The organism is Pseudomonas arvensis (genome assembly GCF_056688935.1).
Genome location: NZ_CP162038.1, coordinates 3,411,300 through 3,426,052, shown reverse-complemented (window position 1 = coordinate 3,426,052; position 14,753 = coordinate 3,411,300). Strand labels below are relative to the sequence as shown.

General features: G+C 61.2%; 13 protein-coding genes. 5 read left to right on the top strand and 8 right to left on the bottom strand.

Features of this window, described 5'->3' with window-relative positions:
* The first annotated feature begins 3 nt into the window (after positions 1-3).
* The 3 genes from AB3G88_RS15145 to AB3G88_RS15135 are packed head-to-tail and all read left to right on the top strand — an operon-like array spanning position 4 to position 3,493.
* Positions 4-657: a YjbF family lipoprotein gene (locus tag AB3G88_RS15145; RefSeq protein WP_480450480.1), complete on the top strand. Its 654-nt coding sequence runs from the start codon at positions 4-6 to the stop codon at positions 655-657.
* Complete coding sequence (locus tag AB3G88_RS15140) at positions 654-1,421, top strand: capsule biosynthesis GfcC family protein (RefSeq protein WP_191946266.1); 768 nt, start codon at positions 654-656, stop codon at positions 1,419-1,421. The genes AB3G88_RS15145 and AB3G88_RS15140 overlap by 4 nt, the downstream gene beginning before the upstream one ends.
* The gene (locus AB3G88_RS15135) at positions 1,418-3,493 is read left to right on the top strand and encodes a YjbH domain-containing protein (RefSeq protein WP_480450477.1); all 2,076 of its coding nucleotides are present in this window, start codon (positions 1,418-1,420) and stop codon (positions 3,491-3,493) included. The genes AB3G88_RS15140 and AB3G88_RS15135 overlap by 4 nt, the downstream gene beginning before the upstream one ends.
* A gap of 57 nt (positions 3,494-3,550) precedes the next feature.
* Here the strand turns inward: AB3G88_RS15135 and AB3G88_RS15130 are convergent, their stop codons facing one another.
* The 6 genes from AB3G88_RS15130 to AB3G88_RS15105 all read right to left on the bottom strand — a co-directional run bounded on the left by AB3G88_RS15130 (position 3,551) and on the right by AB3G88_RS15105 (position 8,790).
* Positions 3,551-4,942 carry an undecaprenyl-phosphate glucose phosphotransferase gene (locus AB3G88_RS15130; RefSeq protein ID WP_099586849.1) on the bottom strand — a complete coding sequence of 464 codons (1,392 nt, stop codon included), beginning with the start codon at positions 4,940-4,942 and terminating at the stop codon, positions 3,551-3,553.
* A 240-nt stretch (positions 4,943-5,182) separates the two neighbouring features.
* Positions 5,183-5,740, bottom strand: a complete 558-nt coding sequence (locus AB3G88_RS15125; RefSeq protein ID WP_480450475.1) for a winged helix-turn-helix domain-containing protein — start codon at positions 5,738-5,740, stop codon at positions 5,183-5,185.
* Between the two features lie 32 nt (positions 5,741-5,772).
* Complete coding sequence (locus AB3G88_RS15120; RefSeq protein ID WP_250925797.1) at positions 5,773-6,465, bottom strand: YuxH family protein; 693 nt, start codon at positions 6,463-6,465, stop codon at positions 5,773-5,775.
* Positions 6,466-6,469: 4 nt separating this feature from the next.
* On the bottom strand, positions 6,470-7,186 hold the full coding sequence (locus tag AB3G88_RS15115) for a winged helix-turn-helix domain-containing protein (protein ID WP_480450472.1): 717 nt from the start codon (positions 7,184-7,186) through the stop codon (positions 6,470-6,472).
* 309 nt (positions 7,187-7,495) lie between these two features.
* Complete coding sequence (locus tag AB3G88_RS15110) at positions 7,496-7,921, bottom strand: phage infection protein (RefSeq protein WP_480450471.1); 426 nt, start codon at positions 7,919-7,921, stop codon at positions 7,496-7,498.
* Positions 7,922-8,067: 146 nt separating this feature from the next.
* Entirely contained in the window at positions 8,068-8,790 is a 723-nt protein-coding gene (locus AB3G88_RS15105; RefSeq protein WP_480450469.1) for a pirin family protein, read from the bottom strand.
* A gap of 181 nt (positions 8,791-8,971) precedes the next feature.
* On the opposite strand from AB3G88_RS15105, the gene AB3G88_RS15100 reads away from it, so the two are divergent.
* Both AB3G88_RS15100 and AB3G88_RS15095 read left to right on the top strand, forming a co-directional pair.
* Complete coding sequence (locus AB3G88_RS15100; protein WP_112195733.1) at positions 8,972-9,922, top strand: GlxA family transcriptional regulator; 951 nt, start codon at positions 8,972-8,974, stop codon at positions 9,920-9,922.
* A gap of 150 nt (positions 9,923-10,072) precedes the next feature.
* The gene (locus tag AB3G88_RS15095) at positions 10,073-11,542 is read left to right on the top strand and encodes an ATP-binding protein (protein ID WP_480450466.1); all 1,470 of its coding nucleotides are present in this window, start codon (positions 10,073-10,075) and stop codon (positions 11,540-11,542) included.
* Here the strand turns inward: AB3G88_RS15095 and AB3G88_RS15090 are convergent.
* Positions 11,489-14,251 (bottom strand): ATP-binding protein, encoded by a 2,763-nt coding sequence (locus tag AB3G88_RS15090; protein ID WP_480450464.1) that lies wholly within the window; start codon positions 14,249-14,251, stop codon positions 11,489-11,491. The two genes, AB3G88_RS15095 and AB3G88_RS15090, sit on opposite strands and share 54 nt — an antisense overlap.
* 58 nt (positions 14,252-14,309) lie before the next feature.
* A complete protein-coding gene (locus tag AB3G88_RS15085) occupies positions 14,310-14,708 on the bottom strand; it encodes a helix-turn-helix domain-containing protein (RefSeq protein ID WP_099586840.1) in 399 nt (132 codons plus the stop codon).
* Positions 14,709-14,753 lie beyond the last annotated feature (45 nt).

The window sequence follows — 14,753 nt, the reverse complement described above, 5'->3', positions numbered from 1 at the left end:
TGCGTGAACAGTCTGAAAATCGCTTCCTGTGTGGGCGTGGCATGGATGTTGGCTGGCTGTAATCCATTGATGAATGCCTCCCTCGATACCTTCAAGGCGGCTGTGGTCGGGCCGGCGCCGCTGGTGCTGACCCAGGCCCAGGTGGACGCGGTGCCGTTCCCCCAGATCAAGGTCGGCACGGTGTCCGGCGAAGGGGTGATGGCGCTGATTCGCCAGCGTGGCGACCTGCAATTCTGGGTCGCTTCCGGCAAGCAGGTGCTGCTGCTGCGCGACGGGCTGGTGGTGCGCACAGTGGGTCTGGGGGCTGACCTGGATGGCACGCGCTGGCAGGGCCGGTCGCCGTTCCAGCAGGGGCTGCACCGTGTACCGGATGGCTATCGCAGTACGCGGCAGACCGACGTGGTGGACGGCTATCGTCTCGGCGTCACGGTCCACAGCCGCATGACGCGCAAGGGCATGGAGACACTCGATATTCTCGATAAACCCTATGCCTTGCTGCGGGTGGACGAAGACATCGAGGCGGCCGATTTTCATGCGCGCAACCGCTATTGGGTCGATCCTGAAGACGGTTTTATCGTGCACAGCGAACAGCACCTCACACCCAGCCTGACCCTGACCATCACCCAGTTGCAACCTACCCGCAAGGATGCCCCATGACTGTTCGACGACTCAGCGCGCTGATGCTGTTGTGCTGCTGCGCGAGTGTCTGCCAGGCGGCGATCAAGGTCAGTGGCGAGGTCCGCAATCCGGGGCCAATCCCGTTCACGCCCGAGGCTCGCTTGCTGGATGTGATCACCGCGTCGCAACCGGATGCCCAGGGTTACTGGCTGGGCGCAGCCTGGTTGCGCCACCCTTTGCTGGAGCAACAGACACGGCTCAAGGCCGGGGTGTTGTTTGACCTGGACACCCTGCATCGGGCCGCACTGGCCGCCGGGCGCGAAGGGCGGGCACGTGCCGCGGCTCAGCTTTATCAACAGGTGCAGGCGTTACCGGTAACCGGCCGGCAGGTGGCGATGCTCGACCCGGTGGCGGTGGAGGTGGGTTTTGCGCCCAACCCGTTGGCCAGCGATGGCGACCGCCTGATCTACCCGCCCAGGCCCGATGACGTGCGTGTGCTCGGCGCCGTCGCGACGGCATGCCGCCTGGTGTTCCAGCCGATGCAGCCGGCACGCGATTACCTCCACGGTTGCCCGCCATCGGCGCAGGCCGACGCCGACTACCTGTGGCTGATCCAGCCCGATGGCCACGTCACGCGCTTGGGCATCGCCCCCTGGAACCGAGAGGAGGGCGCCCCACCCGCACCCGGCAGCACGCTGCTGGTGCCGATCCGCAGTGACGACCTGGACCCGCCCACCCCTGAACTCAATCAGCAATTGGCTGAGTTTCTTGCCACCCAACCCCTGGCTGAGGTCACGCCTTGAAATTATGTATTGCGGCCGTGCTGCTGGTGCCGTGTGGCGTCGTGCATGGCGATCCTCGTTACACCCAAAGCGATTTCGGCGGTGTCGGGCTGCTGCAGACACCCACCGCCCGCATGGCGCCCACCGGCGAGCTAAGCGTCAACGCCAACCGCACCGAACCCTACAGCCGCTACAGTTTTTCGGCGCAGCCGCTGGACTGGCTGGAGGGCACCTTTCGCTACACCGCGATCACCAATCGGCCCTATGGCGCCGAGTCGTTCAGCGGTGGCCAGAGCTACAAGGACAAGGCCGTCGACGCCAAAATGCGCCTGCATCAGGAAAGTCACTGGCTGCCTGAGGTGGCGCTGGGCTTCATGGACCTGGGCGGTACCGGGCTGTTTTCCAGCGAGTATCTGGTGGCCAACAAACGCTATGGTGATATGGATTTCAGTGCCGGCATCGCCTGGGGTTACCTGGGCAGTCGTGGCGACTTCGGCAACCCGCTGGGCGTGCTGGATGATCGCTTCAACGAACGGCCTGCCGCCGAAGGCTCCGGCAGTTTTTCCAACGGCTACTTTCGTGGGCGTCCCGCGCTGTTCGGCGGCATCGCCTACCAGACACCCTGGGCGCCGTTGAGCCTCAAGCTGGAGTATGACGGCAATGACTACCAGAGCGAGCCCCGTGACAACCCGCTGCGCCAGGACTCGCCGATCAACCTGGGCCTGGTCTACAAACTGGCCGACTCGGTCGATCTGAGTGCAGCCTGGGAGCGCGGCAACACCGCCATGTTCGGCATTACCCTGCACACCAATTTCGTCAGCCGCAAAGCGCCGGCGAAAACCTACGATCCGCCGGCGCCCAAGCTGCCAGCGCAGGCCCCGACCACGCCGATGGACCAGGTGGACTGGGCCGAGGTCTCCAGGCGCCTGCACGATAACGCCGGCTACACCGTGCAACGTATTGCCCAGCGCGGGCCGGAACTGTTGGTGTACGGCGAACAGCAGCGCTACTTCTACAGCGCCAAGGCGGTGGGCCGTGCCAGTCGGATCCTGGATAACAGTGTGAATGACCAGATCGATTGGTTCACCCTGGTCAGCGAGCGCTACGCACTGCCGATTGAAGAGACCAGCGTGCCACGCGAGACGTTTCGCGAGGTGGTTAACCACCGTGCGGACGTGCAGGACCTGCATCGCCAAGTGGAGGTCAATCGTGCCAGTCACCGCACACAGACGGTGCTCTATACCCAGCCGCCCACGCCCTTGACCTATGGCGTGGGCCTTGGCTACAAGCAGAACGTCGGTGGGCCGGACGGTTTGCTCTATCAGGTTTCCGCCGACCTCGACGCCGAGTACCGTTTCACCCGCAACACCTGGTGGAGCGGCCTGCTCAGCGTCAACCTGCTGAACAACTACGACGGGTTTACCTACGACGCACCCAGCGGCTTACCGCGCGTGCGTACTGACCTGCGCCAGTACATGACTGCGTCGGATGTGACCCTGCCGACCTTCCAGCTCAATCATGCGGTGCAACTGGACCAGGACCTGTACGGCATGGTCTATGGGGGGTTGCTTGAGTCGATGTATGCCGGTGTCGGCAGCGAAGTCCTGTATCGCCCGATGGGCCAACGCTGGGCGTTGGGTGCCGACCTGAATTACGTGCGCCAACGCGGTTTCGAGCAGGACTTCAGCTTGCGCGATTACCGGACCGTCACCGGGCATGTCACCGGCTATACCGCATTGCCATTCAACGTGCAGGGCGCCTTGAGCGTCGGCCGTTACCTGGCCAGGGACTGGGGCGCGACCCTGGACCTGTCGCGGGAATTCAACAACGGCGTGCGCATTGGCGCGTGGATCACCCGCACCACCGCATCCACCGAACAGTACGGCGAAGGCAGTTTCGACAAAGGCCTGTACCTGTCCATTCCGTTCGATGAGTTGATGAGCCTGTCGACCCTGCGTCGCGCCAATCTGGTGTGGGCGCCGCTGACCCGTGACGGTGGGGCGCGCTTGAATCGTGCCTATTCGCTGCATTCGATGACCGATGGGCGCGACAGTGATCTGCTCTACAAGAACATCGACAAGATCACCGAATAGGCCGTGGATCAACAATGTGGAGGGGGCTTGGGCCCCTTCCACAGTTGAACCGTGTTATCAGTAAATATCCTTGGACAGCAAGGTAAACGGCGTCTTCAGCAGGATTTTGATGTCCAGCCACAGCGACCAGGTGTTGATGTAACGCAGATCGATGTCGACGCGTTGTTGCATCTTCTCCAGGGTTTCGGTTTCGCCCCGGCAGCCGTTGACCTGCGCCAGCCCCGTGATACCAGGCTTGATCCGATGGCGGGCCATGTAGGCGCGGATTTTCCCCGTGTAGTAGTCGTTGTGCGCGATGGCGTGGGGGCGGGGGCCGACCAGTGCCATATGCCCTTGCAGCACATTGAACAACTGCGGCAGTTCATCGATGGAGGTGCGCCGGATAAACCGACCCACTGGCGTGATACGCGAATCGTTGCGGCTGGCCTGGCGCACCTCGTGATCGTCATGCACGCGCATCGAACGGAATTTCCAGACCTTGATCACCTCGCCATTCCAGCCGTGGCGGTCCTGCTTGAAGATCACCGGGCCTGGGGAGGTGAGCTTGATCAGCAGGGCGAACAGCAACAGCAACGGGCTCAGGAGGATGATCGCCAGCAGGGCCAGGCTCTTGTCCAGCAACGATTTGCTCAGGGCAGCGGTGGGGCGGCTGGTCAAAGGGCTTTCATTGAGGAAGATCGCCGGCAACCCATCCACTTCGGCCACACAGTGGTTGAGCAGCAGCATGTTGTTGAGGTCCGGCACCCAGATCACATCCACGCTGATGTCGAGCAGATTGAGGTACAGCGCCTCGATGTGGGTGGCCTCCTGCAGTGAATGGGTGATGTAGAGCCGGCGAATGCCGTGCTGGCGGATCAGTTGGGGCAGGAGCGGCAGTTCGCCGAGGATCTGCAGTTGTGCATCCTCGCTCGCCTCGGCGCGGCTGCCAACCAACCCCACCAGCGGCGAGCGCTTTTGCCGAGAGAGGGTCCTGGCCAGGTCGACGGCCAGTTTGCCTGTGCCCACAATCAATGACTTATGCCGTTCGTGAAGTTGGCGATGGTAATACCGGGACAGGCTGTGCAACGGGATATAACACAGTGCCAATAACGGATAACTGACCGCCGCCCACAGCAACAGCGTTTCCAGGGGGAACATCGCACTGGCGTTACAAGCCACACCGACAACCAACAGTATGCCCACGGTCAGCAGCCAGCCCATGAACAGTCTTCCCAGGCCTACGCCATACGCATCCTTTTTGCTGTAGACATCGCACACGCTATACGCGGGAAGAGAGGCAAGTATGGTAAAAGCGGCCAACACTCGATAGTTGTACTCAAGTTGTCCAGTCTTGAAAAACACCAACATAAATAACAGCGTAACGACCAGACCCGACGCCAGCGTCCACTGGCCCCAAAACGTCAAACCCTTGGGGGCCAGGTTGCGATGCATTCTAGTGTTATTCAGCATGGTTCTGCTCCCGGGGGTAACAACAGGTGGTGGCAGGGTTTAATCAAGTTGCGCACTCACCGCACTAAATTAACGGGCACGCGCGAGCACGTACCGGTCGATAGTAATAAACGGCAGAGGGCATTGGCTGACGACTTATAACAAGGTCAGGTGGGGGTATTAAAGTGGGTGTTATAAAAGGGCAGGTAGAAGAGTGTGGTAATAGGCAGGGTGATGCATAACGTCTGACGTTATTATTTTTTATCGACGCGAAGGGTGCTGTTCAAGCGGCTTTTTTATTTTTTGTGTAAGGCAATAACCACGGTTTCTGACCGCGCGAAACAGACGTTCACCGTCGTTGGCCCGCTTGAACTTTTCCTGCAAGCGGCTGAGGCACATCTCCAGGCCACGGTACTGTTCCGGCTCGCGCCCGATATTGCGGATCAACTCTTCTTTGCTGACCACGCGCTCTTCATGGTGCAGCATCTTTTTGATCAGGGCTGACTCAATGGTGGTCAGCGCGATGCGCAGGCCGCCTTTGACCAGTATCCGGTCGTGTTGGGTGAGCAGCCAGAAGTCCTGGGGGTACACCTGGGTTCGGTCGGCGCCACTCTGTTGATGCGGCGCGTTGTCGGGGGCTTTGGCAGCGAGTGTTCTTGATTCTGGCCGCGCCGCGTTGAAGGGTTGCGAAGGCAGGGTAAGGGTCTGCGTGGGTACAGCGTTTAAGTCATAGCGGAACGCCTCTGCATTGGGTGTGAAGTCTTGCAGCGCGATGGCCGGAAGCGTTGGGCTGAACGCGTATTTATTTAAAGAGTTCATAGTGTCCACCGAGATCAGGAAGATGCAGGATTTTATAAGCGGTCAGCAGGGGAGTAATAACCGCCCTGAAAATATTCGAACGGCAAGTTCTTTGCCATCATTGCGCTGTCGGCAAACTCGACATGGTCGGCAATGAAGCAGGCTTTGGTGGCGTTTATCAGCTCTAGCATGCGGTCGTAGAGCCGATCGAACAGGTCGGAGCGCGTGTTTAAACTCAGCCGGAGGGCGGCGTCCGGAAACGGCATCTTTATATAGTCGTAGAGTTTCAGGTCGATCAGCAGGTCGGCATGTTTTGTATCCAGTGTGTAGTTGTTGTAGGCCAGCTTGATACTGCGTTGGTCTTTGAGTCTATACAGTTGGCGGACCATTGCGCGGCGCTCTACGGGGCCGGGCAATGTGTCCAGTGGGTTGTCAATACTGAGCGTGAGGTATTGCGTGTGTTTTTCCAAGGCCAGGGCGACCTGAGTCAACTGCGTGAAGATGTCTTCATTCATCAAGGCCGATTGATCCAGGCGCAGGAATAGGTGGCCGGCGGCCTGCAGCGGAGGGTGACGTGGGGTGATGTGCTGTAGGGCCGCGCGGTAGGCGACTTCACGTGGTTCCCGATTGCCGGGGCACAGCACACTGACTTCACTGCCCCACAATGCATGGCTGCGCGAGACAATTGCCTGCCTGGCCAACTGCACAGTCGCCGCTTCTGCCGCTGGTCGTTTCTCGCTGTTCACGGCGCTACCTCTCCTTGGTGGGTTGGAAATGGCTGGCGCAAATAAGGCCGCGGCTGAGTTTGTAGCCGTAGCCGCGAATGTTTTGAATAATGTTTTCACCGTAGTGCGCTTTGATTTTACCGCGCAGGCGACTGATGGATTTTTCCAAGGCCCTGGAGTCGTAATACTTGGTATTAAGCCCCATGACGCCAGCGATCTCATTGTGACTAAGGAGTCGGCTGTGAATAAGGGCTTCCAGTACTTTCATTTCGACAAAGGATATTTCCAGTTTTTTCCCGTCACCGTAGATACACATGCGGTCTTGGTCGAGTACCAGCCCGCACTGGTTCAGCCGAGCGCTCTCGCTGAGAAATGCATCGAACAGGCTCAACTTTTTTTCCGGGGAAGTTTCTACCACCTTGATGCAGTAGTCTGCACCGGCCAGATAGTATTTTGTTTTGCTGAGGGTGGACGCAAAGGTCACCACCACAAATATGGTGCAGCCTGGGTTTTCGGTTCTGGTTTTTCTGATGATGTCCAGAATTTGATTGCTGGCGGAGGGTGTATCAATTTCTATAATGATGGCACGGTAGTGCGCGTGAATTTCCTGATTGTCGGTTAGTTGCCCGTAGCTGCGTGTATCGACTTTTAAATCATTCGGTACAGTGCGAACTATCAGTTCCCGAAAGTCCTCCGACTTCGATGGAGTCCGCGCAATAGCGAGGACATTGGAAAAATGCATTACCCTACTCCCTTTTGCGGCATGCAAGGCCGTCAGTTCAATCGCTGCTAGCATCTAGATACTAATCGAATTGATTACGGCCAAGCGTGACAAATTTTAACATTCGTCACGTTATTTTTGAGGTCGGGGCGGGGAAGTTAGGGACTTTTGCAAGGGGCTTTACGCGAACTTACACATAGGCTAGTGCATATTCTTAAAGCTCGGTAAGTATTTTAGCTCCAACGGTTTTTCGCTGGGCGGGGTTGAAAGTGCAGGCGAAAAAAAACCGGCTGATCAGGCCGGTTTGGGGTGCCCCTCGAACAGAGAGGGTTATACGTGGTTTTCCATCAGGCGATCCGAACCGCCTTCGGCCACACGGTTTTCCATCAGGCGATCCGAACCGCCTTCGGCCACACGGTTTTCCATCAGGCGATCCGAACCGCCTTCGGCCACACGGTTTTCCATCAGGCGATCCGAACCACCTTCAGCCACACGGTTTTCCATCAGGCGGTCCGAACCACCTTCAGCCACACGGTTTTCCATCAGGCGATCCGAACCGCCTTCGGCAACACGGCGTTCCAACAGACGGTCCGAACCGCCTTCGGCAACACGGCGTTCCAACAGACGGTCCGAACCGCCTTCAGCCACACGGTTTTCCATCAAGCGATCCGAACCGCCTTCAGCAACAACAGGGTGGGCAAATGCGTTTGCAGCGAGTACCGAGAAAGCGAGGCTAAGCAAGATTTGGCGTTTCATGAGGGTGTGCTCCGAGTGTTTAAGTTTGGGTGTTGCCTGGTATGGGTTTGATGTTACGCGTTGCATTTTTTTAGAGAACTTCATTGCGCTGATGGTGACTATCGATGCCAGCGATGGTCCGTTTCGAAGGGCCATCGCCAGGCCCGTCAAGGCATCTGCGGCAGTTCCTGGGGGCGCAAGTCGAATACCAGCACTTCGGCATCCTGGCCTTGGCTGACGTGAATATGCTGCTCGTCACGCACTCGGGCACCGTCGCCTTCCTGCAAGCGCTGGCCGTTGATCTCCACGCTGCCCCGGGCCACGTGGATGTACACGTAGCGATCCGGCGGCAGGTCGAGGGTTGCGGCTTCGGTACCGTTGAACAGACCTGCGTAAACCCTCGCGTCTTGGCGCACGGTCAGCGAACCGTCGCTGCCGTCCGGCGAGATGATCAACTGCAGGCGCCCGCGTTTCTGTGCCTCGCTGAAGTGCTCTTGTTGATAGCGCGGTTCGGCGCCGGCCACGGCGGGCACGATCCAGATTTGCAGGAAGTGCACACCACGGCTTTGGCTGTGGTTGAACTCGCTGTGGGCCACGCCGCTGCCGGCACTCATCAGTTGCACGTCGCCAGGGCGGATCACCGAGCCGGTGCCCAGGGTGTCCTTGTGTTCCAGGGCGCCTTCGAGCACATAAGAGAAAATTTCCATGTCGCGGTGTGGGTGCTGGCCGAAACCTTTGCCTGCGGCGACGCGGTCATCGTTGATCACCAACAGGTCGGAAAAACCCTGCTCGTTGGGGTTCCAGTAGTTGGCGAACGAGAAGGTGTGGAACGACTTCAACCAACCGTGATTGGCGGCGCCGCGTTCGGAAGCTTTGCGTAGGGTCAGCATGGTGATGTCCTCAAGTGGGCGCTGGCTGCGAGATGCAGGGCGCTTGCGTTGAGAAGAAGGTTACTGGTTACTGAAATATTCATTAAGAAGCTGAAATCTGAATAACTGTCTCTCTTAGATTGACAGTCAAAGGCATGCCATAATGCCTCCCGCTTTCTTCCCCTCGATGGATCCTTCTTGTATGAAAACCGTGGCCATGGCGCTGTTCCCGGACTTCCTCCTGCTCGACATGGCCGGGCCGCTCGAAGTGTTTTCCATCGCCAACCGCTACCTGCCGGCGGCGGCGCATTATCAGATCCTTACCATTGGCACCGAACCCGGCCCGTTGCGTGCATCCAATGGCGTGGTGGTGCAGACCGACCTGTTGCTGGAACACGCAAACGGCGCCTATGACCTCTTGCTGGTGCCCGGCGGCCCCGGTGCCTATAACGAATGCCATCCGGCGCTGCTGCCCTGGCTCAAGGCGGCGGCGCCCCGGGCACGGCGCTTCGGCTCGATCTGCACTGGCGCCTTTGTGCTGGGCCACGCCGGGTTGCTGGACGAGCACCGCGTGACCACCCACTGGCACTACACCGAGCGACTGATCAAAGCGTTCCCCAAGGCCATCGTCGAGACCGACCGCATCTACCTGCAGGACGGGCGGTTGATTACCTCGGGCGGGGTCACGGCCGGTATCGACCTGGCGCTGTCCATCGTTGCCCAGGACCATGGCAAGCAGGTGGCCGTGGAGGTGGCCAAGGTGCTGCTGGTGGTGATGAAACGCCAGGGCGGCCAGGCGCAGTTCAGCCCGATGACGGCCGCCGTGGCGCCTCAGGAAACTGCGATCACCCGCGTGCAGAACCACGTGCTTGCACACTTGGAGCAGCCATTCACCATCGAGTCCATGGCCGCGTTGGCCGGCATGAGTGCGCGCCACTTTGCCCGGCTGTTTGCCAAGGACGTGCAGATGACGCCCATGGCCTTCCTGCAAGGGGCGCGCATCGACCGTGCCCGGCAATTGCTGGAAACCACCGACCTGCCGCTCAAGACTGTGGCGTTTCACGCAGGCTTCGGCAGCGTGCGGCACATGCGCTTTTTATTCAGTGAAAAACTCGGCCTCAACCCTACCCAATACCGACAGCAGTTCAGTTAACGACAGGATGTCCGTCTCGCACACCCGATTGTCCGTATCGCTCCCTGTGCCAGCATTGTCCTGTCATGGGTAGCTGGCAAGAATAGCGTCGAGCCCACGGAAAAGGATGCGCGAACGCCCAAGACCGGGTGTTTCAGCGCGATTGCAGACATGAACGACCCTCAGGCGATGGACGCGGATAGCACGGTGCGCTTCGGTGCCTATGCCTTTCACCGGCAGCAGCGGCTGGTGAGCAAGGCGGGTTGGCCGGTGCCGTTGGGCGGGCGTGCGCTGGATATCCTCGCGGTGCTGCTGGAGGCGCCTGGGCAGTTTGTCAGCAAGGCCATTCTGATCGAGCGGGTCTGGCCGCACAGCGTGGTGGAAGAGAACAATCTGCGGGTACACATCGCCGCGCTGCGCCGTGCCCTCGACGGGCAACGCTTCATCCTCAATGACCCCCAGCGCGGCTATTGCTTTGCCGCGCCCGTGCAGGGTGTGGCTGCGGCGGTGCTGCCCCGGCATAACCTGGCTGCGCGGCTCAGCCCGGTGATGGGGCGGGATGAACTGCTGGGCGTGCTGGTGCGGCGTTTGTCCGGACAGCGCCTGATGACCCTCACCGGGTGCGCCGGCGTGGGCAAAAGTACCTTGGCCCTGGCCCTGGCCGAGCGTGTATTGCCGCGCTACCGCGACGGGGTGTGGTGGGTCGACCTGGCCACCGTCGAGTCGCCGTTGATGATGCTGCGCCACCTGGCCACGGCATTGCACCTGGAACCCAGCGGCAGCGCCACTGAGCTGTGCCGCCAACTGGTTTCCCGGCAATTGCTGCTGGTACTCGATGGCGCCGACCTGCTGCTTGGCGCCTGTCGACATCTGCTGCGTGTGCTGCACGAAAACGCGCCCCAGATCAGCGTGCTGGTCAGCAGTCGTGAAGTCTTGAAGGCCCCCGGCGAATGGGTGCAGAGTGTGCCCCAACTGGGTGTGCCGGCCCCGTCGGCACTGGGCAGTGTCGAGCAGGCAATGGCGTTTCCCGCTGTGCAACTGTTCGTCGCGCGGGCGTGCGCCGGTCAACAGGGCTTTGTATTGCGAGACCCTGACCTGGCTCCGTTGCGGGATATCTGCCGGCGCCTCGACGGTATTCCCCTGGCCCTAGAACTGGCCGCTGCCCAAGTGCATGCCCTAGGTGTGCGCGGTGTGCAGATGCAAGTGTGCCGGGGCTTGCAGGTCCTCACGCGGGGCCGTCGTACGGCGGTGGAGCGCCACCAATCCCTGAGCGCCGCGCTGGATTGGACCTACCAGCGCCTCTGCCTGCCGGAACGCTGGCTGTTTCTGCAAATGAGCCTGTTCAAGATGGCGGTGACCTTGCCCACCTTGAGTGAGCTGGTGGCCGGCACAGAACTGGAGCATGCCGACCTGACTTACTTGCTGACGCGGCTGGTCGACACCTCGCTGCTGAACCTTGAACCCGGCCCCGGATACCCGCGCTATCGCCTGCTCAACAGTGTGCGCAGTTATGCCTTGGCACTCCTGCGCGACCCGCAGCAGGTGGCGCGTTTGCAACAGGGTTATGGGCATTACCTGGGGCCGTTTTCAGGCCGGCCGTTTGTCTTGCAACTCGTCGAGCAGGCGGCGTACGCGGATTAGATCCTGGGTAGCGAAGCCTTCGGTAAACCGCGCATAGACGCCACCCAGCAGGTCGCGGGCGGCCTGCACACGGCCTTGGGTGCGCCACAGCCGCGCCAGGCTGTCCGCGCACCGCAATTCCCAAGCCAGCGCGCCTTGCTGGTGCGCCAGGCCCAGGGCTTCAAGCAGCAAGGTTTCGGCTGCCTGTGCATCGGCCATGTGTTGGGCGCGCACGCGCAGAATCTCCGGGGTGCACCAGCCGGCCGCACCGCTTCTGGCGCGCTCGAACAGGGTGTCATTCACCGCGATGGCATTGAAGGTCACCAGGATGTCCTCGACCAACCCCAGCCCCTGCACTTCGGCAATCTGCATCGTGCCCTCGTAGCACTGCGCCCAGGCGTGGAACAACGGCACCGAGTGTTTTTGCGCCTGCTGCAACAGCAGGTCCAGCTGATCGCGGGCCACAACGGTGTCGCCGTTGTACTGGGCGATCACCACGCCGGCCAGGGCCAGGGTGTAGCAGATCGACGTGCCGTGGTTGATCTGCAACGCCAGCGCCAGTGCCTGGCTTGCGGTGCGCCATGCCTGTTCGGGAAAACCACGCAGCCACAGGATACGCGCGAGGATGGTCAGCGACGCCACGCTCTGGTCGTACTGCACGCCAAAACCATGGGTAAACCGATTGAGATGGCCGCTCTGGGCCATGCGCTGGATCACCTGCTCGGCATTGTGCTGCGCCAGTGCCTGGTGGCCGGCGAAGTGCTGCGCCAGCACTCTCAGGCGCTGGGCGCTGAGGTCCAGCAGCGGTGCGGCGTGTGGCCCCAATTGATCGAAATGCAGGCTTTGCTTCAAGGCCTCGCGGTAATTGCCGCCGCACAGGCTGACCGCCATTTGCCCTGACACCGCACGCAATTGGCCAGTCAGGTTTTTGTCCGCTTCAGCCAGGCGCCGTGCACAGGCAAAGGCTTCGATCGTCTGCGACGTCCCCCCTTGGGCATGATAGGAAAAACTGCCGAAAGCCAGCTGCAACGCCATGTGCAAGCGCTGGCTCGGCGCACTCGATTGCGCCAGCCGCGCCAGGGCTTTGCCCACGTAAAGGCCATGCTCGCGCAGCAGCGACAGCTCCTGCCACAACGGCATGGCGCTGACCGTGAGACGAATGCCCAGCAAGTGCACGCCCTGGTCACCCAGGCCCCAATCGAGGGCGGCCCGGATGTCTTCGCGCAGCGGGGCATAGCGGTCGATCCACGACTGGGTCGCGATCAGCTCCCAATCGTCCTGCGCCAGGTCCATCAACGCCAGGCAGCGGTTGGCGTGGCGTTCACGGGTGGCGTCGAGCTCGTTGGCGACACTGAGTTTTTCCAGGGCGTAGGTGCGGGTGATATCCAGCAGACGGTAGACCATCTCTTCATCGCCGGGCTCTACATTGAGCAAGGATTTGGCGACCAGTTGAGTGATCGAACCGAGCACTTCGGCCGGTGCGATCTGCTCCCCGGCAATCACCGCCGCCGCGCTGGCCAGGCTGAAACCGCCCCGGAACACCGCGAGACGGCGCAGGCAGATTTGCTCGCACGCCGTGAGCAGGTCGAAGCTCCAATCCAGGGTCGCGCGCAAGGTTTGATGCCGGGGCAGGGCGCTGCGCCGGCCACGGGTGAGCAGGCGAAAATTGTCCTCCATCTGCACCAGCAACCCCGGCAGGCCGAAGCGCTCGATCTGCGCTGCCACTAATTCAATCGCCAGGGGAATGCCGTCCAGGCGCTGGCAGATATCAATCGCCAGAGGCAGTTCGGCTTCGCTGAGTGCGAAGCTGTCCTGATGGGACATGGCGCGCTCGATCAGCAATTGCAGGGCCGGATAGCCCAATGCCTGGGCGCGGTTGCCAGTGGCGGGCGGGCAGGCCAGGGGTTGCAGGCGTTGCACCGACTCGCCTTCGGCGCGCAAGGCTTCGCGGCTGGTGGCCAGGATGTGCAGTTTGGGCGCGTGGCGCAGCAGGGTTTCGCTGATCAGCGCGATGTCGTCCAGCAGGTGCTCGCAGTTGTCGATCACCAGCAGCACTTGGTGCTCTTGCAGGCGGCGCGCGAAGGTGGCCAACGGTTCGTGCTCGGTATGGGTCACGTCGAGCAGGGCGGCGAGGTTGGGCAGGATCATCGACGGCGCGCTGAGGGGCGCCAGGTCCAGCAGCCGGATACCGTCGCGGTAATGCCCGATCAACAATTCCGCCACGCGCAACGCCACGGTGGTCTTGCCGATGCCGCCAGCGCCGGTCAGGGTGATAAAGCGTTGCTCGGGCAAATGCTGCACCAACGTGTCGATCAGCGCCTGGCGGCCGAGCATGCGGGTGCGGCGCAGCGGCAGGTTGTGGCAGGGGCGTTGGGGCGCGCCTTCGGTGGGTAGGCTCATTGGCTCGATGCTCAGTGGCGCGACAAAACTGTAGCCTCGCTGGGCCACCGTGACGATATAGCGCTGCCCGGCCTGGCCATCACCCAGCGCCTTGCGCAACGCCGCCATATGCACCCGCAGGTTGCCGTCTTCCACCACGCTTTTGGGCCAGACCCGGGCAATCAGTTCCTGTTTGCTCACCACATTGCCGGCCTGCTCCAACAGGATCAGCAGGATATCCACGGCCCGCCGTCCCAGGCGCAACGGGCGACCGGCCTCCAGCACCAGGCGCTGGCGCGGGTTGATACGGTAGGGCCCGAAGTGCACGGCCTGATCGCGTGGGTCACTCATGGGTGGCCATGCTCTGGAGAAAGTAAGCGGCCAGCATATTCCAGGTGCGTGCAGACCACTAGGCAGCGATCTCTTGAGGCTTGTGACGCAGTTGGTGGTTTCGCCAGGTCATCGGGTTGACGCCTACGCTGCGAGTGAACATGTGGCAGAAATGCGCCTGGTCGCAGAACCCGCATTCCAGGCTGATCTGGGTCAGGCTCAGGGACGATTGCGTGATTAATTCCTTGGCCCGCTGGATGCGTTGCAGGCGTATCCATTCCTGGGGCGACAGCCCGGTGGTGCACTTGAATGCACGGGAAAAATGGCTGCGCGACAACGCGCAGGCCTGGGCCAGGTCGGCAATCGCCAGGCTTTCGCCGAGGTTGGCGAGGATCAATTGCTTGGCGATACGCTCGCGCCGGGGGCATAGGCCGCCGGTAGCGGATAAGCGAGGAGCGCAGTGCTCGGTTCGGGCCATGACGAATATCCGCAGTCGATGGGAGCGTTCCCGGTGAATGGGTGC

Bases quoted from the DNA above. Each gene is read 5' to 3' on its own strand.
- AB3G88_RS15140 (WP_191946266.1), top strand. From the start codon at position 654: ATGACTGTTCGACGACTCAGCGCGCTGATGCTGTTGTGCTGCTGCGCG.
- AB3G88_RS15130 (WP_099586849.1), bottom strand. From the start codon at position 4,942: ATGCTGAATAACACTAGAATGCATCGCAACCTGGCCCCCAAGGGTTTG.
- AB3G88_RS15125 (WP_480450475.1), bottom strand. From the start codon at position 5,740: ATGAACTCTTTAAATAAATACGCGTTCAGCCCAACGCTTCCGGCCATC.
- AB3G88_RS15115 (WP_480450472.1), bottom strand. From the start codon at position 7,186: ATGCATTTTTCCAATGTCCTCGCTATTGCGCGGACTCCATCGAAGTCG.
- AB3G88_RS15110 (WP_480450471.1), bottom strand. From the start codon at position 7,921: ATGAAACGCCAAATCTTGCTTAGCCTCGCTTTCTCGGTACTCGCTGCA.
- AB3G88_RS15105 (WP_480450469.1), bottom strand. From the start codon at position 8,790: ATGCTGACCCTACGCAAAGCTTCCGAACGCGGCGCCGCCAATCACGGT.
- AB3G88_RS15100 (WP_112195733.1), top strand. From the start codon at position 8,972: ATGAAAACCGTGGCCATGGCGCTGTTCCCGGACTTCCTCCTGCTCGAC.
- AB3G88_RS15095 (WP_480450466.1), top strand. From the start codon at position 10,073: ATGAACGACCCTCAGGCGATGGACGCGGATAGCACGGTGCGCTTCGGT.
- AB3G88_RS15090 (WP_480450464.1), bottom strand. From the start codon at position 14,251: ATGAGTGACCCACGCGATCAGGCCGTGCACTTCGGGCCCTACCGTATC.
- AB3G88_RS15085 (WP_099586840.1), bottom strand. From the start codon at position 14,708: ATGGCCCGAACCGAGCACTGCGCTCCTCGCTTATCCGCTACCGGCGGC.